The 23,020-nt window shown below is 44.0% G+C and carries 14 protein-coding genes and 1 pseudogene; all 15 read right to left on the reverse strand.

The window, feature by feature from the left end; translation table 11 throughout:
• Positions 1–116: 116 nt before the first annotated feature.
• The 15 genes and pseudogenes from DXD04_RS08830 to DXD04_RS08900 all read right to left on the reverse strand — a co-directional run bounded on the left by DXD04_RS08830 (position 117) and on the right by DXD04_RS08900 (position 22,764).
• On the reverse strand, positions 117–3,482 hold the full coding sequence (locus tag DXD04_RS08830) for a DUF5107 domain-containing protein (RefSeq protein ID WP_117672690.1): 3,366 nt from the start codon (positions 3,480–3,482) through the stop codon (positions 117–119).
• 116 nt (positions 3,483–3,598) lie between these two features.
• Positions 3,599–4,983 (reverse strand): annotated as a pseudogene (locus DXD04_RS08835) (sugar porter family MFS transporter).
• 27 nt (positions 4,984–5,010) lie between these two features.
• Positions 5,011–7,797: a glycoside hydrolase family 2 protein gene (locus tag DXD04_RS08840; RefSeq protein WP_117672692.1), complete on the reverse strand. Its 2,787-nt coding sequence runs from the start codon at positions 7,795–7,797 to the stop codon at positions 5,011–5,013.
• A gap of 387 nt (positions 7,798–8,184) precedes the next feature.
• A complete protein-coding gene (locus DXD04_RS08845; protein ID WP_007560299.1) occupies positions 8,185–8,619 on the reverse strand; it encodes a PepSY-like domain-containing protein in 435 nt (144 codons plus the stop codon).
• Between the two features lie 107 nt (positions 8,620–8,726).
• Positions 8,727–9,995, reverse strand: a complete 1,269-nt coding sequence (locus tag DXD04_RS08850; protein ID WP_117672694.1) for a sensor histidine kinase — start codon at positions 9,993–9,995, stop codon at positions 8,727–8,729.
• Positions 9,992–10,669, reverse strand: a complete 678-nt coding sequence (locus DXD04_RS08855) for a response regulator transcription factor (RefSeq protein WP_007560296.1) — start codon at positions 10,667–10,669, stop codon at positions 9,992–9,994. Before DXD04_RS08855 ends, DXD04_RS08850 begins: the two co-directional genes overlap by 4 nt.
• A 94-nt stretch (positions 10,670–10,763) precedes the next feature.
• Positions 10,764–13,331 carry an alpha-glucan family phosphorylase gene (gene glgP / locus DXD04_RS08860; RefSeq protein WP_117672696.1) on the reverse strand — a complete coding sequence of 856 codons (2,568 nt, stop codon included), beginning with the start codon at positions 13,329–13,331 and terminating at the stop codon, positions 10,764–10,766.
• A 20-nt stretch (positions 13,332–13,351) separates the two neighbouring features.
• Positions 13,352–15,028, reverse strand: coding sequence for a glycosyltransferase (locus DXD04_RS08865; protein ID WP_117672698.1), 1,677 nt, complete (start codon positions 15,026–15,028; stop codon positions 13,352–13,354).
• Between the two features lie 254 nt (positions 15,029–15,282).
• Positions 15,283–15,744 carry a hypothetical protein gene (locus tag DXD04_RS08870; RefSeq protein WP_022053121.1) on the reverse strand — a complete coding sequence of 154 codons (462 nt, stop codon included), beginning with the start codon at positions 15,742–15,744 and terminating at the stop codon, positions 15,283–15,285.
• A gap of 35 nt (positions 15,745–15,779) precedes the next feature.
• On the reverse strand, positions 15,780–17,588 hold the full coding sequence (locus tag DXD04_RS08875) for a V-type ATP synthase subunit I (protein WP_117672700.1): 1,809 nt from the start codon (positions 17,586–17,588) through the stop codon (positions 15,780–15,782).
• Positions 17,585–18,190 carry a V-type ATP synthase subunit D gene (locus tag DXD04_RS08880; protein WP_007560286.1) on the reverse strand — a complete coding sequence of 202 codons (606 nt, stop codon included), beginning with the start codon at positions 18,188–18,190 and terminating at the stop codon, positions 17,585–17,587. The genes DXD04_RS08875 and DXD04_RS08880 overlap by 4 nt, the downstream gene beginning before the upstream one ends.
• A gap of 17 nt (positions 18,191–18,207) precedes the next feature.
• Complete coding sequence (locus tag DXD04_RS08885; RefSeq protein WP_007560284.1) at positions 18,208–19,527, reverse strand: V-type ATP synthase subunit B; 1,320 nt, start codon at positions 19,525–19,527, stop codon at positions 18,208–18,210.
• A 24-nt stretch (positions 19,528–19,551) separates the two neighbouring features.
• Positions 19,552–21,309 carry a V-type ATP synthase subunit A gene (locus DXD04_RS08890; RefSeq protein ID WP_117672702.1) on the reverse strand — a complete coding sequence of 586 codons (1,758 nt, stop codon included), beginning with the start codon at positions 21,307–21,309 and terminating at the stop codon, positions 19,552–19,554.
• Between the two features lie 15 nt (positions 21,310–21,324).
• Positions 21,325–22,164 (reverse strand): DUF2764 family protein, encoded by an 840-nt coding sequence (locus DXD04_RS08895; RefSeq protein WP_117672704.1) that lies wholly within the window; start codon positions 22,162–22,164, stop codon positions 21,325–21,327.
• A 9-nt stretch (positions 22,165–22,173) separates the two neighbouring features.
• Positions 22,174–22,764 (reverse strand): hypothetical protein, encoded by a 591-nt coding sequence (locus DXD04_RS08900; protein WP_022053116.1) that lies wholly within the window; start codon positions 22,762–22,764, stop codon positions 22,174–22,176.
• Positions 22,765–23,020 lie beyond the last annotated feature (256 nt).

The raw sequence follows: 23,020 nt of genomic DNA on the forward strand, positions 1-23,020 counted from the left end.
GTTCTTAATTTGTCTTACAAAGGAAATAAATCAAACCATTCTTAGAAATGTACTTTTTTACTTTTTACATGTATTTTCTTAAGAGGAGGGATACTGTAAAAAGTGAGCACATAGCCTTATCCACACATTTCCAGAAGTTGCTTTCCGGCCTGATGGTTGATGTCCAGACGAGCTACTTCAGACAGGAATTTGCGAGCCTGTTCCTTGTCACCCAATCCGAGATAGCCCATACCCATCACCAGGTTGCAGTGAATCTGGTTGCGTACGTTCAGGTCGTCGTCCCAAATCAGCAAGTCGGGAAGTGATACAGCAAAGTAGTCAATCTTCACCTTGTCGAACAGATGCTTTTCACCATGCTTAATCAGGCGGTTAAAGCGACTGCGTGCCTTATCTTCTTCACCCAGCTTACGCCATGCCAGTCCCTGATAGAAAATCTTGTCGGGCTGCTGATCGTTATAGAAGAAGGCGATGGCAGGTTCAGCAGACCCCTTGGTAGCTTTTGTAAAGTATTCCTTAGCCAACGCTTCTTCGCCAAGACCCTCGTAAGCACATCCCATCCAATAGTGGATGTCGTTCTCTTCGGCCATGGAAAGCTTTCCTTCACCCAAATTATCCGGATATTTTTCTGTTTCCTTCAACAAGCGGACCGCATCGGCAAAACGCCCCTCACGGATGGCAATCTTAGCCAGTTCCACACGGCAGAGTAAATACTGACTGGTGACTTTTCCTTCACCTCCCTCCCACGGATGGAACTTACGGGAATTAATCAAATCGTATGCTTTCTGGTATTCACCCAACTGGTTATAGAGCGTAATTCGTTCAATACACAAGTCGTCACGCTGTTCTACCACGTCAGCATGTGCTTCCAGGAAGTCCAAGCGCTGGCGGTGCGGATAGCGAAGTTTCTTGTAAAGCTGGTCGAGCTCCATCAGAATACGTGCATCGGTAGTATCCAAATTGTACGCTTTTTCCAGTGTAGCCAATGCCTTCTGCGGATTATGTTGTTTGTTATAATAAGCCAATGACAGGTTACGCAATACTGTAGGATACGTATCATCGATAGATGCTGATTTTTCCCAGCAAGCAATAGCTTCATCGTAAATACGAGCTGCATAGTGGAAGTTACCCAAGTAATAAGGTGCCTTAGCTCCTTCCGGATTAAGCGACATCGCATCGTTCAGCATCAGCACTTCTTCCAGCTTGTTCGGGAAGCAGTAGTCCGGACACATGGTTTCAGCTTTCTTGTACAGATTCAGCGCTTCGTCTTTCTTACCCATCTTGGAAGCAAAATAGCCCAGTGCATAATATACCATCGGATAAGTGGCTTCATCTTCTTCTGTTACAAAAGACAATAGCTGAGCAGCTTCTTCATACATACCAGCCGATGCATAGTCGATGGCATATTCCAAATAGCTGTGTACGGCACCGCGCATCAAAGCTTTCATTTCAGCCTTTGCTGCAGCGGCTGCTTCGGTATTTCCCTGCAATGTATGAATCAGATAAGATTCGAAACGGCATCCCATATTGAACTTATCCATCGCCAAAGAGTCATTGATAAGCGCCTCAGCCTTCGCAAAATCACCAGTCTTACGCAGGAAGGAAACCTTCAGCTGACGTCCTTTGTGATTCAGCCAGTTGCGATACAACGAACGGTCGATATGGTCAAGTCCGTTTGCATAGTCCTCACGGATCATGTCTATCTGTGCCAGGCCCATGTAACCAGAATCTTGCCATGCGGCATTCCAGGTAGCCTTGAAGAAAGCATCGTATGCCCCGTCTATGTCGCCTTGCATTTTCTTGCTCCAGCCTAAATTGTAGTAAGGTTCTCCCTCGTATGGGTTCGGGTTACGTTCTGTCTGTGTCTTGATGGCACGGTCGAAATATTTCTGAGCTTCCGCAAAACGTCCGCGACGCATAAGGAGCAACCCTACGGCATTGTTACAACGGATGTCGCTTTCATCACGACTCAGAGCCTCCATATAATAATCCATCGGCAAATAAGTAGCATGACGATACTGTTCCAGGTGATGACCTGTCAGGAAAAGCTGCTCCATGCTGGCAATCTTCTTCGGGTCGAGTGCTGCCTTAGCCGGTTCTGGAATCGGTCTGATTTCGGGTTTTGCAGCCTGGTAACTTACCAGTACCTTGCCTTTTTCATCAAGTACGGTCAGTTTTAAATCCTCCATCTTTTGCGTATCACATGCCACAATTTCTGTATAAGAATTTTCTGGAGAAACAGCCGTCAACGCATCCAGATAAATCTTTCCATTTACCGTATTGGTCAGCATGACACGTACTTCACGGTGAGCCGCAGTAGTATAAAGAATTACCTTCATACGTCCGTCTTCCACCGGCTGCAAGTTGATCAGTGCATCACGAGTAGCGTTCTTCACCATACCTACTTTCTGATAAGGCATAAAGTACTGCACCCATGATTTTTCTTCGTAAGGCTGCAACCAGGTAAAGTCAGGCTGGTTATCGCAGTACATACCGGTCATCAGTTCAATGTATGGTCCGTCTTCATCCGTCAGGTTGCGGTCCCAAGCCTGTCCGAAATCACCGTTACCCCAGGTCCATTGTTTCTTACCGGCATTTACATGATGATCGGCCACATGCAACAATCCTGCTTCAATATGTTCTTCATAACCACCCACAAAATCAAATTTCGAATTGATGGCCATGTAAGAAGTCGGCACCGGAATGTTTTTGTAACGTGAAATATCTACTCCGGCAGAATAATCCACTTTATAATATTCACCTGTGGCTATAGGGAAGCTGGATACAGCACGTTTTCCATGGTCGAACACGGCATTCACATCGGGCGGGAACACAGAATAATAGTCTTTGTTCACTACTACCGCCGGATTAGCCCACCACAAGAAAGTCTGCGGGAACGGAGTGCGGTTGTATACCTTTGCCTTGATTTCGATGTAAGCTTTTCCCGGATAGAGGGTAAAGCCTGCCATACCTTTGGTACGGAACATACGTTCTACCTCACTACACCAGATGGTCTTGCTTCCATCAGGGAATTCTTCAATCATGCAGTCAGTAGGAAGATATGTACTGGGACGATGGTGCTGCGGCCAGTTAAACTCAATACCACCAGAGATCCACGGTCCGGTCAGTCCCACTAATGCCGGTTTGATTACCTGATTATAATATACGAAATGACGCTTCTTTACTTTATCGTATGCCATTTGAATACGTCCGCCCAGTTCCGGAAGAATCATCAGCTTGATGTATTCGTTTTCAATAAAGAAAGCTCTCCAGGGACGGTCATGCTTTTCATCTTCAATCTTTTCAACTACCGGATAAGGATATACCGAACCGGAGCTTCCCTGATACACGCGTTTCTCAAGAAATATCGGATTTTTTTCTTCTTTACCAATGCCATATGTAGGCAACATCACAATCTCTTCCCAAGCTCTTACTTCAGAAGTATTTACTGTGCTTTGAATCAAATATTCTGTTATTTTTTCCATGATAAGTTAGATTGTTTTCTCAATGTTCTGTTATTTTTCTGGTACAAAATTCGGTAAAACTATGTACCTGAAAAATGGAATAAAAAGCGGAAAAGATGTATTATTCTTCCATCTGTTTATTTAATCAATTCTTTTTCCAATTCTTCCAGCGACTTGCCTTTGGTTTCCGGAATACGGCGCCATACAAACAGGAAGCCGCAGAAACAAATAACGGCATAAAGCAGGAAGGTACCTCCTGTGCCCAGTCCGGAATTCAGGAAAGGGAATGTGTAGGTAAGCAGGAAAGAAGCAATCCACAATGCAGCCGTACATACTGCCATGGCTACGCCACGCACCTTATTGGGGAATATTTCAGAAAGTAGCACCCAAGTGACAGGGCCTAACGACATGGCATAGAATCCGATGGCCAATACCACAAACACAATCATGATGAAGCCTTTGAACTCAAAGAAATAGCTTAAGCCCAACAGGGTATAGATGCCTGCCAGCCCGATGGAACCGGTCAGCATCAACGTCTTTCTTCCCAAGCGGTCGACGGTATAGATGGCCACAAACGTAAAGACCAGATTGGCAATACCTGTCACGACAATGTTCATTAGTACGTCTGAAATGCCATAGCCTGCTGCCTGAAAGATCTCCTGCGCATAGTTGAAGATGACATTGGTACCGCTCCACTGCTGGAACATAGCTACCACAATACCGATAATCAGTACATTCCGCATTTTAGAAGAGAAGAGCAAGGACAATACACCTTTTTCGGCATGTGAAGCAGCACCTGCACGAGTATAATTTTCAATTTCACTGTCTGCATACGCTGCTCCCCCAATGGAACACAGCACTTTTCTGGCTTTCTCCATCTGCTTCATACTGGCCAGCCAACGCGGACTTTCTGGAATAAACAACGCTAATAGGAAAAAGAGTCCCGAAGGAACGCATACAGCCCAAAACATCCAGCGCCATCCGGTCTGTCCGTTCCATGAGTTCAAGATATCGGTCGCCGTAGCACCTTCCGGTACCGGCTCTGCAATCAGCATATTTACAAGCTGTGCGCCAAGAATTCCCAATACGATATCAATTGGTTCAGTGTAACGAGTTTACCACGAATCTGAGTAGGTGCCACTTCCGCAATGTACATCGGAGAAAGGTCGGCTGCCAGTCCGATGGCCATCCCTCCTACAAGACGAGCGATGATAAAGGTAGGAATAGTTGTGGCAGCTCCTGTGGCCCACGAAGAAGCAAAAAAGATAAAAGCGGATAACACCAGCAGCTTCTTACGTCCGTAACGGTCAGCCAGGAAACCTGCCATAGTGGCTCCTAACAGACATCCTAACAGAGCGATACTCATGGCCAATGCCTGCATGCCCTCATCGCCGGCAATATGAAAATATTCTTCATAGAAAGGTTTGGCACCTCCTATCACTACCCAGTCGTACCCGAAGAGGAGTCCTCCCATGGCAGACACCAGGCAAATAAAATAGATAAACAATTGATGATTTTTCATGGTTATACGGTTATAATAGATTTTTCATTAGTAAATACCCTTAGCTGGCTGTTTCTGGTTACGTGCAGTTCCAAACATATCTTTTATTTTATCCAGTCCTTCCAACTGAGTGGGAGCAAATTCCTCACTGTTCATGTAGTTCAGGATAGAGTAAAGCATCTGACGGGCTACCGGACGTTTGTCAAGAGCGGTCTGCAAATCAAAAGTGGCCAGCATCAGTTTTCCTTCTCCTACACGTCCTTCATACAAGGAAGTCAGGCGACGGTTGTGAACAAAATTATCTACCATCTCTACCACAGAAGCACCTCCCTGCAGGCTGTCTACTACCAAGGTGGTCGAATTAATGTTCAAATCCCACCATTGCCAGTCGGTGTGCATGTCGGTCGGGAAGTCAGCCAAAGCCGGATGAGTGGGGTTACAAAGTACACCCATGGTACCAGCCTGATTCGGGAAATGTACCGGGCTCCAGAATACAGGTACAAACTTTCCTTCAATGCCTTGAAGTGTGCGCCAGTCAGGATTGAACAATACTTTCTCACCTTTCTTGAGCAACGCCATTGCTTCGTCGTAACTGCGGGTGTATTTCACGTCTCCCCATTTTGTGTCTACGGATGACGGATAAACCCATACGTTCCAGCGATTACGGTATTCTGTTCCGTCAAGCGACAAGCAAACTTCTAATTTCGAAGCGTTGGTTACCTGTTGCAACGGAAATGAAATTTTTCCCAGTCCACCGTTATGACCGAAAGCCAATGCAGCTGCCGGAGTCTTTCCCTTGCCCAACGAGCGTCCGTCTGCGGTAATCTCCCAGGAAAGAGTGCTGTTCTTCAACTCATCCTTTCCGTAATTACAAAGTTCTATTTGTGCTTCGAATGTTTCATTATTCGTATATACAGCTTTCGGAAAACGCAGCAACGGAACTACCGGTGCGCAGAATTCACGGAATTCTTCACCAGTAAGAATGCCTTTGCTTTCCCAGAATGCATTGAGCAGTCCTACCAGTGCCGTTCCCTGTCCCGGAAAATCGTGCAGGTCGAGCAACTGGAATCCGCTGATGCCCGGTGTTTTCAAAGCACGTTCTATTTCTTCTTTATAAAGAATGGCAGCCAATTTTCCGGAAGCCTGCAGGTACTCAGGAGCTTTGTCTATCAATCCTTTTTTCTCCAAGTCTTCTTTCACTGCCATGAAATTCAGCGGCATCAAAGTTCCCGTATATTTAGGAATTTCCGTAAGATCCGGATAGACAGAATACTGTCCTACTTCATGGGTCACCAAAGGCACTTCCATACCGTCTATAGATGCACGGAAATCTTTATCAAATGACGGCAGTTCCTGATTGAATACTCCCTGTCCACGTACCCATCCTTTCTTGGTCCACTGAGTGACGAAGAAATCATCCTGGTTTTCCGGCCAGTCGCCGTGACCTTTTTCAAATGTAAACGAAGTGGTGGTATATAAATGGCGGTCGTCTGCAGCCTTCATTTCACCCAACATGGATGCCAAAATATTGAAATCATACTGCAGCTCATTTCCGATGCTCCAGAAGCAGAAAGAAGGATGATTGCCATATTCCTTACTTATACGCTTTGCTTCGGCACGCAGGAACTCGACCGTAGCAGAATCTTTTCCAAGCGTCACACTCCATACAGGAAGCTCTACCTGTACATAGAATCCCATTTCATCGGCTACATTAAACGCAGCTTCCGGCGGACACCAGGAATGAAAACGGAGATGATTCATTCCATATTCGCGTGCAGAAGCATAAAGTTTTTCCCACGAAGCCTCATCTGTAGGAGGTGTGCCGGTCAAAGGAAAAATGCAGCACTCCAAGGTACCACGAAGGAATATCGGTTTGTCATTCAACACCAGTTTGTTTTCTTCATGCCGTATATCACGCAATCCGAAAGTTTCGGTTGTAAGTGAAGTCGATTTTCCGGATACTAATTCTACAGAAGCATCGTAAAGATAAGGATTGAATTCATCCCACAGAGGAGCATTATCCCCTAATTGGCAGGTCAGTTCTACCGTTGAATAACCTTTCACGGCTTCTGCTTGAGTTTCGACAGAAGCGTACGATTTGCTATCATCCTTTCCTTTTACCTGCAGGCTAAGATTAACCGGTGCAGTCTGTGAAGATGAATTATATACAGAAACTACAGCCTTTACTGTACGTGAAGCAGCATCCGGATAAAGCTGCAGACTTTCTACGCGTGTTTTCTCCACAGCCTTGATGTACATGTCACCTAAGATACCATTCCACTTCACCTGAGTGGCATCTGTATAGGCATGTGCCAGATCATTCACCGACATATCATAGCGCTTGCGGTTGTCCACTCTGACAGTCAGTACCTGTTTTTTCCCAGGCTGAATATAAGGAGTCAAGTCATACTCATGCGGAGTCGTCAGACTTTCTTCATGACCTTCTACTTTCTGCCCGTCTATCCATACTTGTGTATCCCATAACACACGTTCCAGATGAAGGATACAATCTTTTTCTTTCCAGTCGGAAGGTACCTGAATCTCGCGTGAATACCAGGCCGGACCTACATAACTGTAGGCACGGGTAAGATGGAGCAGCTGCGATTTCTCCAATGCAGGTTTCAACGTGCATTTAGTGCCCAGATGAGCTTCATCCGTTGTACCCGGAAGTGTAATGGAGGTATCAAACAATTTTCCGCCATAAGAAGCATCCATCCCCACATCGGTACTATCCAGACATACCGTCCACTGTCCGGAAAGATCCATCTGTGTAACAGGACTTGTACACGAAGCAAAAGGAAGACAGAACAACCAGGCGATGAGTGTATTTTTCATGATATTTTTTTGTTATATTGTATTACGGATGCAAAATAACAAAAAACAAATAGGGCAGGAAATGGAATATTTACCGGATAAGATGTAAAAAACTACGAAAAGGCAGACTCTACCGATGAAGTGGGAAAAGAATGGTCAGTCTGCAAGGAAAAAGCAACTACGTTTTCCCAGTACTTCCGTGGAAGTACTGAAGTACTGCAAAGGAAGTACTACAGTACTTTCAAAGAAGTACTGCAATCCTCCTTAGAAAGTACTGCGAACCGCCAAGCCATTGTGTATCAGTCTCGCCCCACTTAACCCATCAACTCATCCCACATAAAAACACATAGCCCGCCCCTTTTTTCTGAAAAAGGAACGGGCTACAGTTTCCCGAAGGATATAACCAACTTAATCGTCAATATCAATTACGCGCATCTGGCTGTCGAATGTAATCTCCCATCGGTTAGAGAGTTTCACTTCATATTCATTGCGTTTGCGCTCTATCTGAATGATGGAAGCGTCAGGGTAATTATTCTTCACATACGTGCGGATGGCCGACGGAACAATCTGAGTCGGTACGCCGGATTTACATTTCACTTCTGTCCAGTCGCCGGACTTGTCAAACTCAATCTTTTCGCCGTTGGTAAAAATCACATCGTATGATTTGCTGAATAAATCGCTGTCCTGTTTTGCCAAAGCTACTTTATGTCCTTTGAAGTAAGTAGTGATGAAAGTCTGCGCCTTCGTAGGCAACTGTCCTACCTGAATCGGTTTTTCGTTATCTGCCATCGCCACGGTTGACACTGTAAACACACACACGAGTAAAAAAACTAACTTTTTCATAATGTTCTATTTTTATAAGATGAATACTTTAATGATTTATTTGTACTGCAAAAATGGGATGTAATTCTGAAAAGAATCTGAAGATTTCCCCTTTTTCAACAAAAAAATCAAGAAACAATAGAAAAAATATGCTGCCCGTCTTCAAAGGTATATGAAAGAGTGAGATGATAGGCCTTACAGATGGAGTCTACCAAGGCCAGTCCAAGTCCTGTAGAACCCTCGGCTTTTCCTTCTTTATAGAAACGTTCAAAAATACGGTTCTTATCCAATGAAGCGTCTCCGGTATTGCTGATACGGAAAGAAGAAGCCGTAAAAGAAAGAGCAATCACTCCACCTTCCGTCACATGCACAAACGCATTTTTCAGCAGATTGGTCAGCAGGACGATAGCCAGCGACTCACTCATTTCCAAACGGAAACATTCTTCTACGTGCACTTCCACTTGCACATAACGATAGGCATATACCTCCTTGTAATCATCCAGATACTGCAAAAGCAGCTCATTCAGGCACAAAGATTTTACGTCTGTAAACTGACGGTTCTCTATCTTGCACAATAGTAACAGCGACTTATTCAGGCGTGTCAGATTTTCAAGTGTCCGATGGGTCTTCATCAGTTCGGAGAGCTGTTTCTCGGTCAATGTTTCATCCTCCATCAGCATTTCCAGGCGGTTACGGCAAATAGCCAGCGGTGTCTGCATCTCATGTGAGGCATTTCCGATAAACAGTTTCTGCTGCTCATAGAGTTTCTCACTGCGTTCTGAGAACATATTGGCCGCCTCATTCAGTTTCCGGAATTCCACAATCCGAAGTGATTCATCGAGCGGTTTTTCCTTCGTTCCCAAACGATAATCTTCCAGCCATTTCAACAAAGTATAAAGTGGCCGCATATTGCGATGGAACACCCAGGCATTAACCGCTAAAATCATCAGGAACAGCAGTACATAAAGAAAGACAATCCACCCTAAAACGGCACGCTGAAGGTCGAATTTCTCAATGGTAGGAGTATAGACCACCAGCTCCATGTATCCCCCATCCTCCTTCTGGAAAATGGTCATTAATATTCTGGCAGGTTCCGTCTCTCCTTTTTCGGTAATATATACCATTTCGTCCCGATAGGATATATTAGGATAGGAGGCTGCATATTCTGGAGTGACCTCATACAGAAAATACTGATTGTTCGAGCCGTTGCTTGTATCAGGCATCTGTTCTCCCGACAGGGAACGGATAATCAACGACTCGGCATAATCGCTCAAGGAATCATCCACTTCGTCGTTCACCTCCTCCATAATGGCCAGATAAAACAATACCGCCCAACACGTCAGTATGACCACTAAGATGGTGGACATACGCCACATGACCAACTGAAACAGTTTCATTCTTCTACCAGTTTATAACCTATACCATACACTGCTTTCAACTCCACCGTAGCACCGGCTTCTTTCAGGTGTTTGCGCAGATTCTTGATTTGTGCATAGATAAAGTCAAAATTATCTACCTGGTCAATATGGTCTCCCCATACAGATTCAGCCAGTGTGGTTTTGTTTACCAATCTTCCGGGACGCAGCATAAAATACAGCAGAATATCGTATTCTTTCCGGTTCAGGTCCAGTTCCTTCCCTCCTACTGCAACCTTAAAATGGTCTGGGATGACTTCTACATTGCCATAGCTTACCTTCTTCTCTCCTTCCCGCTGGTTACGACGGAACAGACTCTTCAATCGCGCATGGAGCTCGGCCAAATGATAAGGCTTAGGGAGATAATCATCCGCTCCTAAATCCAATCCTTTGACTTTGTCTTCCAAAGAATCCTTGGCCGACAGTATAATGACATTGGTCCGTTTTCCCAACGCATGCAATTCTTCCAGTAAATCAAGTCCGGAACCATCCGGCAACATTATATCCAGCAATATGCAATCGTAGTCGTAATCCTCTATTTTACGAAGTGCCGTTTTATAATCTGGTGCCTGCGACACGACATAACGTTCTTTCTCCAACGAACGGGTGGTAATTTCCCGCAAGTCTGCATCATCTTCAACGATTAATATTTTCATGGCATATAGTTTTTGAAAACAAAAAAAGCCATTCCGGATATCAAAATTATCCGGAATGGCCTGTTTATATGATTATCTGAACAGACAGAGGTCTTTATTCATTAAACCAGCGTACATAGCAGAAATCCTGACGGTGAGGCAGTGCATCGTTCTTCGGGAACATACGGTAAGCTACCTTAAAGCTACCCGCATTTGACAAACCTGCAATCATTTCGAAAGTAAACAAGTTGCCTTCACGTTTCACCATCTTCATCGGGTTAACCGCATAAATGTATTCACGGCCTTCTGCATTGGTATAAGTAACCACCTGTTCGATACCGATTGCATCGTCCAAGCCTTTTTCATCTACCACGCAAGTAAGCTTGTAGTCTTTACCGCTTTCTACGTTACCGTTGCACAAATCCTGGCACTTGTTGAATGAAACAACCTGAATTTCATCCCATTTAGCAGCTACTTCTTCCTTCCATGCAGCCAGTTTCTTCACTTGTTCGTAGTTGTTTGCTTCAAGCGCGTGGAAACGTTCAGCTTCCTTACCATAGAACTTAGCGAAGTAATCATCCAACTGACGTTTCATGGTATAATGAGGAGCAACCTGAGCGATAGAGTTCTTAATAGTCTTTATCCAGCCTTCAGAATATCCTTTCTTGTTTCTTGCATAATACAACGGCAGGATTTCTGTTTCCAGGATACTGTAGATAGTAGCAGCATCCAGCTGATCCTGATGTTCCTGGTTCTGGTAAGTACGTTTTTCAGTCAATGCCCATCCAGCACCTTCACGGTAACCTTCCAGCCACCATCCGTCCAATACAGAGAAGTTAACCACACCATTCATCAAGGCTTTTTCACCTGATGTACCAGATGCTTCCAACGGACGAGTCGGAGTGTTCATCCAGATATCTACTCCAGATACCAGGCGACGAGCCAACTTCATATCATAGTTTTCCAAGAAAATAATCTTTCCTAAGAATTCCGGACGGTTAGAGATTTCGATAATTTTCTTGATCAATCCCTGACCTGCTCCATCGTGCGGGTGAGCTTTACCAGCAAACAAGAACTGAACCGGATAGTCAGGATTGTTTACAATCTTAGCCAAACGATCCAAGTCAGTGAACAACAAGTGTGCACGCTTGTAAGTAGCAAAACGACGAGCAAAACCAATCAGCAAGGCATTCGGGTTAATCTTATCCATCAAAGATACCACACGTGACGGGTCTCTCTGGTTCTTCAACCATGTATCACGGAACTGATCGCGGATGTAGTTAATCAGTTTGTTCTTCAAAGCCACACGAGTCTTCCAAATTTCTTCATCAGGCACGTTGTAGATACGTTCCCAGATTTTCGGATTTGACTGGTCGTGCATGAAGTTCTTGTCAAAGTATTTATTATACAAAGCTTTCCATTCAGAAGCACACCAAGTGGGGAAATGTACACCGTTAGTTACATAACCTACATGATTTTCTTCAGGGAAATAGCCTTTCCAGATTCCAGAGAACATTTCCTGAGAAACCTTTCCGTGCAACCAGCTTACACCGTTCACTTCCTGACAAGTGTTGCAAGCAAATGTAGACATACAGAAACGTTCGTTCGGATCACCCGGATTGATACGTCCCAAGTCCATCAAATCCTGCCAGCTGATTCCCATACGCTGCGGATAACCGCCCATGTACTTACCGAACAATCCTTCATCGAAATAGTCATGTCCTGCCGGAACCGGAGTATGTACAGTATACAGAGAAGAAGCACGAACCACTTCTAATGCTTCGTCAAATGACATTCCGCTTTCTACGTAGTCACACAGACGCTGTACATTACACAATGCCGCATGTCCTTCGTTGCAGTGATATACATCTTTCTTGATACCCAGTTTCTTCAGCAACAGCACACCACCGATACCCAGCAAGATTTCCTGTTTCAAGCGGTTTTCCCAATCACCACCATACAACTGGTGAGTAATAGAACGGTCGAATTCGCTGTTCATTTCATTGTCTGTATCCAACAGATACAAAGGTACACGACCTACATTGACTCTCCATACGTATGCATGTACATAATAGTTCAAATAAGGTACATCCAATACCATCGGCTGGTCGTTTTCATCCTTCACGCGTTCCAAAGGAAGGCTTCCGAAGTTCTGAGCTTCATAGTTAGCAATCTGCTGACCGTCCATTGAAAGGCTCTGTGTGAAGTAGCCGTAACGATACAAGAAACCGATACCGCACATATCCACATTACTGTCTGAAGCTTCTTTCAGGTAGTCACCGGCCAAGATACCCAGACCACCAGAATAAATCTTCAGTACATGAGTCAAACCGTATTCCATACAGAAATAAGCTACAGACGGACGGTTTTTGTCTGGTTTTACAGACATATATTCAGTAAATCTATCATAGATTGCATTAATCTTACCCAACATTTCTTTATCTACAGACAGAGCTTCCAGCTTTTCGTAGTTAAGACGTTCCAGCAAAGCCACAGGGTTCTGTCCGACAGCACGCCACAATTCCGGGTCAAGTTCTCTAAACATTTCAGTAGCATCATCATTCCATGCCCACCAAATGTTACGAGCCATCACTTCCAGCATCTTCAAAGATTCCGGGATGCGAGATTTCACATTAATTTCTCTCCAAACAGGAGTATTAGCATAGTTTGTTTTGATTTTCATATCACTAATGTTTTATAAGTTCATTTTTGTTTATAAGATTTGCAACGTTCTTTTGCATTGCGCAAAGCCACGTCGTATGCTTCATAATAATAGCGTATAAAATGTTTCCACAAAGCCTTTTCAGCAATGTCGGCCGCATTTTTTCGAATTATCTGTACTTCAGATTCCGGCAACTTAGCAAATTCGGTAATCGTGTCACGAATTACATCTGCCACTTCCGAATAATTGTAGTCGGTACGATGAATAACTTTTACACCGTCTTCCAATGTACCGGGATGACCTTTCAATGAATTTACCCACAAGCCGAATCCTGCCAGATCCGTCGTAATGGCAGGCACTTTAAAAGCCACACTTTCCAATGGAGTATAGCCCCATGGTTCATAATATGACGGATATACGCTCAAGTCTGCCCCTATAATCAAATCGTAATAGGTTTCATTCAATATTCCGTCGTTGCCATCCAGATAGCAAGGCACAAATATAACCTTTACTTTTGACTCCGGAGAGTTAGACATGTTCAAATATTTCAACATATCCAACACCTGGTCATGGCTCATATTATGCAACCAGTGCGTAATAAAAGGACATTCCAGCGGTGTATTGTAATCATCATTGCTTTCCAGACGTTGTTTCAAGTCTTCACGGGCATCGCCTACCCATCCTGGCACATTGACAAAAGCCACGACTTCACGGTTCAGGCTCTTTTTACGTGTCAAACGGTTCAACGCTTCCAGATACACGTTTATACCCTTATTCTTGAATTCATAACGACCGCTTGTTCCTACAATCAGCGTATCATCGCCCAAATGAGTACCCAGCAACTTGTTAGCCAAATTCAGCAACAAAGCGCGGGCATATTTTCTTTTCTTTTCAAACTCTTCTCCCTTGGGAACGAAATCATCTTCAAAACCATTCATCAGGACCACGTCCGCCTCTTTGTCCAACAATTCCTTACATTCATTGTTGGTAATATCGCTGACTGTAGTAAAACAATCTACATGATGGGCTGTCTGCTTTTCAATAGAGTGCTTTGACTCTACATTCAGTTCACGGGACATCTGGTCACCATTATAAGCAAACAAGTAATCATAGAGAGGTTTGTTATTTCCTGCAATGGAACGCCCGATAGTAGTAGCGTGCGTAGTGAAGATTGTAGCAATTTCAGGAACGTGTTTTTGCAAGTATAGTGCGCCAAGGCCAGTCATCCATTCATGAGCTTGATATATGACCTTATCGCTCATTGTCAGGTTGTAACGATAAAAGCTTTCAACTACTTTTCCCGCAGCATACGAGAACATAGAAGCTTCATCATAATCTCCATAAGCATGCAAGGAATCTACTTGAAAATCGATCCATGCCTGAGTATATATCTCATTTTTATCCTTATAGAAAGGAGTGAAATCGACTAAAATAGCAATCGGCTTACCTGGAATATTCCAACGCCCTACGCGTACTTTCAAATCATCTTTCTTGATTGCATGCTCTCTCCATGCCTGAAGAAGCTTTGAATCTTCCACAAACAACGGATTTTCCTTACCCGACCAGAAATCTGGTCCTATAAAAAAAATTCGATCAGGGAAAGTATTCTGCAAGGTTTTTGCTCTTGTAGACAATACAGTGTATATGCCACCCACTTTATTACATACTTCCCAACTGGATTCGAAAATATAATCAGGTGTTAGTAACTGTTTCATCATCGTCTCATTAATATCTTCTAAATCAGCCGCGAATATACAAAAAATATTTAATCGGAAGAAAAAAAAGGAAAGTTTTGTATTGCTACACTAATTTATGCCTGCCAATAGTAACGAAAAGATACAGAGATGTTTCTTTTTCAATACGATACGAAATCATATTCCACCATAGAATCATATATAAAAAAGTCCCCGCTGTACACTAACAAAGAGTGTGCAGCGGGGCAAAGTAGATAAATTAAAAAGAATTCTGAAGATTATGCCAAAGCAGATCCCATCAAGAAGGTAGCAGCCAAAGCTACGATTGCATACAATTCAGGGAATACGGCCAAAATCAATGTATTACCGAATACGTTATGTCCCTGTCCGATAGCTGCAATACCATTAGCACAAACTTGTCCCTGACGGATAGCTGAGAACAAGGCTACCAAGCCCAAGCCAATACCTGAACCCAATACGGCACAAGCCTGAATACCGGTAATTTCCGGAGTCAGTACACCAAAAATACTCTGGAACATAAAGTAACCGGCAAATCCATACAAACCCTGAGTACCAGGAAGAGCTGTCAATACCAAGAAGTTACCAAATGCACTGTCGTTCTTTTTCAATGCACCGATAGATGCGTTACCTGCAATGGTTACACCATACGCACTACCAATACCAGACAAACCTACCATAATTGCGATGCCAATATAGGCAATCAAAAGATTCATTTCCATAATTATTTGTTTTTTAGTTTTTAATACTTTGTTTATTAATTCTTGAAAGGATTATATTCCTTTCCTCCTCCTTCGTATCCGGCATTCTTGAAGAATTCCACGAAGGTCAAACGCATCGGATGTACCATAGCTCCCAACACGTTCATAAAAATATTGATGGCATGGCCGATGACAAAGATCAATACCATCACAATCGGACCGGCAATCACGTTGTCCGGGCTCATACCTACCGCCAGACTGTTAAACACACTGGCCAGGATGCCACCTGAAAGTCCTAAGGCAAACAGGCGGACATACGACAGAATATCACCTAACAGACCGGTAGCCATATTGTAGCTATCCCACAATCCCAAACCGATATTCACAAAAATATTCTTGTCAGGACTGTTATACAGATAAGCCATCAAGCCTCCTATAGCCAATAATATCAGATGTACTGTTCCTCCCATTGCCATCAGTCCGGGAGCTGCAAAAGCTACTGCCGTACTGACCAGAATCAGAATCCAGCCAATAGTTGCAATCGCATACTTCACACCAAACTGAATAGTCTGGTTTACCGCCTTCAGTATCATACCAAAAATGATCTGCACACCTCCCAAAATCAGAGAAAGGTTGAACATTTGCTGGTTGTCCAGCGAAATAGTTTCCTTTAACGTCTGGAAGAAAGGAACCTGAATGTCATACAGATTAAATCCAAAGCATGTACCCGTGAGTAAACCACAAACCATTGTCGAAGCTCCTAAAATCTGCACCAATGTCAGGATGGGCTTCATTGAGGCACTCAGTTTCTTGGCAAACAGACGATACAGGGTTACCGCCAATAACATGAACAAGCCATAACCGGAATCGCCCAGACAGAGACCGAAAAACAACATAAAGAACGGAGCAAAGAACGGTGTCAAATCCAGTTCATTATATTTCGGCAGCATATACAGACGCATGATAGGCTCAAACAGTCTGAAGAAGCCTTTGTTTTCCAGCAGGATAGGCACATCATCCTCCGGTGTCGGAGCAGCCGTTTCATAATATACCTCCTGTGTACGAAGGTATTCGGTCATTTCCGGCAGACGTTCCGAAGGAATCCATCCTTCCAGCAACATCAGTTTATTGTCGGCCAAAGCATCCGTGCTGAGTACGACTTTCGAAAACTCAATCTGAGAATGTACCTGATGCTGGGCAGCCTTCAAATCTGAAATCACCGTTGCAGCCAAGTCTTTCAATTTTTCTTGAAGAGCTGTCTGCTGTGCTTTCAAATCGGCCACCTTTGCTTGCAAGGCTGAAAGTGAACTATCCGGCAACTTAGCCGTTTCTACTTCCAGTTCCGGCAGCACCATTCCTTTTGTCACAGTGACAAAATACATCTTCGAGCCAATCCGGTTGATAACCGTTGCGTGATACAAGTCTACCCATTCCAGCTTAAACTGCTTTTCGGAGCAAATATAAAAGCTCGTCTGATAGCCAGCTTTATGCAAACGGGATATATTTTGTGGGTCAAAATCACCCCACGGTTCCAACGCAGCCAATTCTTTCTCGGCAGCCTGTACACGATGCGTAAGCTGCTGTGACTGTTGCAGCAACTCATCGGTCTGCTTTAAGGCTTGCTCTCCTTTGGCTGCATCTCCTTCACGCACTTCGGCAGAAGCAGTTTCCATGCCCTGCAGCAATTTGATAGCCTCAGCATAACGTGCAGACAAACGAATGCTTTCCTGCAAAGCCGCATTCTCAGCACCTCCCTGTGCTTTGGTGGCTACATGTACCACTCCCAGGTCACGGATATTTTTCAAAAAGCAATCATACTCTTTATGGTATACCAAAAAAGTAACTTTTGTCATTTTTGCAATCATTCTTCCGCCTCCTTTCTTTTCTCCTGGATAGACTTCAAAATCTTTTGAGAGGATTTTGACAAGTTTTCCTCGTCTTCCATAAAACGTTTGATTTTCCGCAAAGCGTCCTGATAACCCGGAATCTGCACTTTCTCAAAAAGGTTTACTTTCTGAGTCGTTTTCTTACGTGCATGTTCCAGCAAATCCAGCTTGGCAAGAGCAAACTCTCTTTCAATGGCAGTCTGGGCAAGTTTTTTCAATAGATGAATACCGTCGGCATACCACTTCGGGCTACAGAACAAACTAAATGGCCGGATATCAAACTCCACCTCATCCAGCAACGGAACCCGGACACCCGCAATCTTCCGCACACCCAGATGCACATCTTTCACCCTTACCAATGAAGCGTCAAACTCATTCCAAAGGGCATGCATGTGCTCGTATGACGAGATTTGCGTTTCCAGTCGTTCCTCCAGTTCGGCAGCTTCTTCTTTGCAGCGTTTCACTTCCATGCGCAGGGCACTCTCCTTATTCTTAATGATAGGGAGCGTACGCACACGGACCTTCAGCTGCTTTTCAAGCTGTTGCAAAGAGGTCTTGTTATACTGAAATTTTATTGCCATTTTAAAGTCTTATAAATTTATTTCTTCCAATACTGATCTACGAACTCTTTCTTGATGTTCACTTCTTCCGGCTTGAAGTATTTGCTGAACAAGCCCCAGGTTACATCCAACATTTCTGTCGTATTCAAGTTCACATCAATAGCCAGCAGCTGGTTGGCATAATCCTTGGCAAAGGCCAGCGCACGTTCGTCGTAGTTGGTCAGGTCGAAACCGTTTTCCATCTTTGTCTTGGCATTCGCTGCATCGGCATACAGACGTACGGCCGCATTCATCACCTGCGGATGATCTTTACGTGTCTTCTTACCACTTACCAGCTGTTTCAAACGTGACAACGAACGGAACGGGTCGACAATTACCTTACCTATATCACTGTCACGACGCAGGAAGAGCTGACCTTCTGTGATGTAACCGGTATTATCCGGAACTGCATGAGTAATATCACCACCGGAAAGAGTAGTCACCGCAATGATAGTTATAGAACCACCACTCGGGAACTGTACAGCTTTTTCGTAAATTTTAGCCAAATCAGAATACAAAGAACCCGGCATAGAATCCTTCGAAGGAATCTGATCCATACGGTTAGACACAATAGCCAACGCATCGGCATACGAAGTCATATCGGTCAGCAGTACCAATACTTTCTGGTTATGTTCTACGGCAAAATATTCAGCCGCAGTCAATGCCATATCTGGAATCAACAGACGTTCTACCGGCGGGTTTTCTGTCGTATTCACAAAGCTGATGATACGGTCCAGCGCACCTGCATTCGAGAATACATTCTTAAAGTAGAGGTAGTCATCGTTTGTCATACCCATACCACCCAGAATAATCTTGTCTGTCTCTGCACGCAGAGCTACGTTCGCCATTACCTGGTTAAAAGGTTGGTCAGGGTCTGCAAAGAACGGAATCTTCTGCCCGGATACCAGCGTATTGTTCAAGTCGATACCGGCAATACCCGTAGCAATCAGTTCAGACGGTTGTTTACGACGTACCGGATTCACTGACGGACCACCAATTTCCACTTCAGTTCCTTCTACCTCCGGTCCCCCGTCAATCGGTTCACCGAAAGCATTGAAGAAACGTCCGGCCAGCTGGTCACTCACTTTCAGCGTAGGAGACTTGCCCAAGAATACCACCTCTGCATTGGTCGGAATACCTTCCGTACCTTCAAACACCTGCAGGGTCACTTCATCTCCGGCAATCTTCACCACCTGCGCCAGCTTGCCGTTCACCATAGCCAGTTCGTCATAACCAACCCCTGTTGCTTTCAGCGAACAGGTAGCCTTGGTTATCTGGCTAATCTTTGTATATATTTTTTGAAAAGCTTTTGTCGCCATTTTCTACCCATTTATTGATTTCACTTATTTTACTTTTCTTTCGGCAACCAGCTCCTGCAACTGTTTCTGGAATTCCACATATTGCGGAGAACGGAACTGTGCATAGTTCATCTGCTTGCAGATATTAATCATCTTCTTGAAGTAATCCATTACTTCTACGAAATTGTCAAAGCTGAAATCTGTATGGCAAATGTCGATTACCATATTCACGATTTCTTCCTGACGTTCCATCGGGGTCACCGCATCCACTTCATCAAAGGCATCCTGCTGCAAAATGACAAAGTCAATCAGTTCTGACTTCCAGAAAATCACGTGATATTCTACAGGCACACCGTCATCACCCAAGATGTTAATCTGTTCGGCAATTTCCTTACCACGCAACAGACGAGTCTTCAGTTCAGTCACCTTACCCGTCCATTCTGCGTTGATATGTTCTGTGATATACGCTTCAAATTCAGGATACTCCAGATACTTAGAATAAGAATCAATCGGGTTCACAGCCGGATAACGTTTACGGTCTGCACGTTCCTGTTCCAATGCATAGAAACAGCGGGCTACTTTCTTCGTATTTTCTGTCACCGGTTCCTTCAAGTTACCTCCGGCAGGCGATACGGTACCGATAAAGGTAATAGATCCCGTCGCTCCATTGTTCAGATGTACATATCCTGCACGACCATAGAAGTTAGAAATAATAGCCGAAATATCCATCGGGAAAGCATCCGGCCCAGGAAGTTCCTCCATACGGTTAGACATTTCACGCAAAGCCTGTGCCCAACGTGAAGTAGAGTCGGCCATCAGCAAAACTTTCAATCCCATGGCACGGTAGAACTCGGCCATTGTCATGGCGGTATACACAGATGCTTCACGAGCCGCAACCGGCATATTAGAAGTATTTGCCACAATGATGGTACGTTCCATCAACTTACGTCCTGTATGCGGGTCGACCAGTTCCGGGAACTCTGTAAAGATTTCTACCACCTCATTGGCACGTTCACCACAAGCCGCGATAATTACGATGTCAGCTTCCGCCTGTTTGGAGATGGCATGCTGAAGCACCGTCTTACCCGTACCAAACGGTCCCGGAATAAATCCTGTACCACCTTCTACAATCGGGTTCATTGTATCAATCACACGTACACCCGTTTCCAGCAGTTTGTAAGGACGCGGTTTCTCCTTATAATTAGTCATGGCTTTCTTCACCGGCCATTTCTGAATCATATTTACAGGGATGTCATTACCCTCTGCATCTGTAAGTACAGCTACGGTATCTTCAATGGTATACTCTCCTTCCTCTACTATGGACTTTACTTTATAAGTTCCCTGCAATTGGAACGGTACCATGATTTTCAACGGCTGATGGTTTTCTTCCACTTCTCCCAGCCAGGCAGACGGTCCCACTTCATCACCCGCTTTCACAATAGGCTTGAACAGCCATTTCTTTTCCTTGTCCAGCGGATAAGTATACTGACCACGTTTCAGAAATACTCCCTCCATTTTATCGAGATCATTCTGCAACCCGTCATAATTCTTCGAAAGCATGCCAGGTCCTAATGTCACTTCCAGCATGTGGCCTGTAAATTCAGCTTCCGCACCCACTTTCAGTCCACGTGTACTTTCAAAAACCTGCACATACACATTCTTTCCTACCACCTTGATTACTTCGGCCATCAGGCGGTCACCTCCGGTCGAGATGTAACAGATTTCATTCTGTGCCACCGGACCGTCGACTGTCAATGTAACCATATTGGCGATTACGCCTAAAACAGTTCCTTTTGTTGCCATTCTATTTTATTTTTACTATTTTCTAAACTCTTCCGGAATCTGTACCTCTTCCTTCAGATGCTGAATCATCTGGCGGAACAGTTCATTTCCTTTTTCTTTGTCCAGTGAAATCCATCGTTCAATCATTTCCAGCTGTAAGAGGAAAACGAACAAACGCTCTACCGTGAAATAATTAAAGAACGACTCATCTTCCAGCCATTTCCAGGCCAGCAAGTCTGTCTTCTTTTCACGTTCCACCAGTTCCTCCATTTCTGCAATGCGCTGCAATTCTTCCATATAAGCCAACTGTTCTCCCAATCCGAAATCACGGGCATTCGAAGTTCTCAGTTGCTCACACACTTCCGTGTCTCCCACAATCCGGGGAGCCACTTCCATCTTGTATTTGCGCAAAATAAAAGCAGAGAGGATATTGTTCACATTCAGACTAAACTCAAACCAACGGCTTATGAAGCGATTTCCACATCTCATGGCATACGCATAATAGGCAGCCGCCAGCGCCTCCTCAGCCACGAAATGCTCCTCACCTGAATTTTGTAGATACAAAGCGATGAAATCATACAAGTAAGAAGGGAACTTTTTCTCGCAAGCATCTCCTTGGCGAACAGCCTCTATCAGAAGCAGCAATTCTTCTGCCGAGAAGTTACCTCGTTCATCAATTCCCGCATCTTTGTCCTTTAAAAGTTTCAACAGATTTATATTATCAAATTTCAGGTAAAACAAATCAATCAGCTTTTTGTCTTTATCAGACAGAGAAGGATAAAGTTCAGATTTAAAGTTTTCAACGGTATAACTCAGTTTGCCATCGTCCAATGACACAGACGGCAAACCAGCTACCAGATAATAATAGTTGCTCATGCCACTGGATTAAAACAACATTTTGACTAACTGAGGACGAAGGAATTCCTTGAAATAGTTCTCAAATTCTTCCTCTCCAAAATTTACTTTATAGGAACCATCCGCAGGCGAAATAGAGAATAACATCTTCATTCCGTTCACCTGATTAATAGTTACTCCTTTATCCAGCAAAGCTTTTGCCTTAGCTGTAAAGTATTTTTTCAGACTGTCCGCATCTTTCACCGAAATTTCAATCGGTTCATTTGCTGACCATTTTTCTGCCAGTGCCAAAATAAATTTATAAAGAAACTCTTTGTCGGCAGTAAATCCTTTTACCGTTTCTTCTACAGTCTGATTCGTCAGCAAGTTTGCCACTTCCGTCTTCAATGCATTTACAGCCTGTCCGGCAAAAAGTTTCAATTCCGATTTAGTGTTCTCATTCAATTCGTCGGCTGATTTCTTCGCTTCAGCCAATATAGACTCAGCCTGCTTTTTTGCATCTTCAATCAGTTTTTCCGCCTGAGCCTGAGCCTCGCTCACAAGGCGTTGAGCTTCCTCATTTCCTTTTTCCACCCCTTCACGGTAGATTTTATCAGTTAGCTCTTGAATCTTGTTTTCCATGATGAATTTATATTTATTAAAGATTACTGCATTTATATGAGGTTTTTAAAACCGCCCAAATATAGCAACTTTTTTATTCAAAGCAACTAAATTCATCATGAATATTGTCTGAAATATCGCTAAAAGCAGCTCAGGTTACATTATTGTATACTGAATCCAAAACTTATCCAGAAACGTACAAACACAAAAAAAGCCCTGAAGCGTTTCTGCCTCAGGGCTTCTGTTAAAACGGCGACTACCTACTCTCCCACTTGCG

Source organism: Phocaeicola plebeius, from assembly GCF_003437535.1.
In the GTDB taxonomy this organism is placed as follows: domain Bacteria; phylum Bacteroidota; class Bacteroidia; order Bacteroidales; family Bacteroidaceae; genus Phocaeicola; species Phocaeicola plebeius_A.

Bases quoted from the DNA above. Each gene is read 5' to 3' on its own strand.
- DXD04_RS08880 (WP_007560286.1), bottom strand. From the start codon at position 18,190: ATGGCAATAAAATTTCAGTATAACAAGACCTCTTTGCAACAGCTTGAA.
- DXD04_RS08830 (WP_117672690.1), bottom strand. From the start codon at position 3,482: ATGGAAAAAATAACAGAATATTTGATTCAAAGCACAGTAAATACTTCT.
- DXD04_RS08885 (WP_007560284.1), bottom strand. From the start codon at position 19,527: ATGGCGACAAAAGCTTTTCAAAAAATATATACAAAGATTAGCCAGATA.
- DXD04_RS08900 (WP_022053116.1), bottom strand. From the start codon at position 22,764: ATGGAAAACAAGATTCAAGAGCTAACTGATAAAATCTACCGTGAAGGG.
- glgP (WP_117672696.1), bottom strand. From the start codon at position 13,331: ATGAAAATCAAAACAAACTATGCTAATACTCCTGTTTGGAGAGAAATT.
- DXD04_RS08840 (WP_117672692.1), bottom strand. From the start codon at position 7,797: ATGAAAAATACACTCATCGCCTGGTTGTTCTGTCTTCCTTTTGCTTCG.
- DXD04_RS08865 (WP_117672698.1), bottom strand. From the start codon at position 15,028: ATGATGAAACAGTTACTAACACCTGATTATATTTTCGAATCCAGTTGG.
- DXD04_RS08850 (WP_117672694.1), bottom strand. From the start codon at position 9,995: ATGAAACTGTTTCAGTTGGTCATGTGGCGTATGTCCACCATCTTAGTG.
- DXD04_RS08890 (WP_117672702.1), bottom strand. From the start codon at position 21,309: ATGGCAACAAAAGGAACTGTTTTAGGCGTAATCGCCAATATGGTTACA.
- DXD04_RS08855 (WP_007560296.1), bottom strand. From the start codon at position 10,669: ATGAAAATATTAATCGTTGAAGATGATGCAGACTTGCGGGAAATTACC.
- DXD04_RS08870 (WP_022053121.1), bottom strand. From the start codon at position 15,744: ATGGAAATGAATCTTTTGATTGCCTATATTGGCATCGCAATTATGGTA.
- DXD04_RS08895 (WP_117672704.1), bottom strand. From the start codon at position 22,164: ATGAGCAACTATTATTATCTGGTAGCTGGTTTGCCGTCTGTGTCATTG.
- DXD04_RS08845 (WP_007560299.1), bottom strand. From the start codon at position 8,619: ATGAAAAAGTTAGTTTTTTTACTCGTGTGTGTGTTTACAGTGTCAACC.
- DXD04_RS08875 (WP_117672700.1), bottom strand. From the start codon at position 17,588: ATGATTGCAAAAATGACAAAAGTTACTTTTTTGGTATACCATAAAGAG.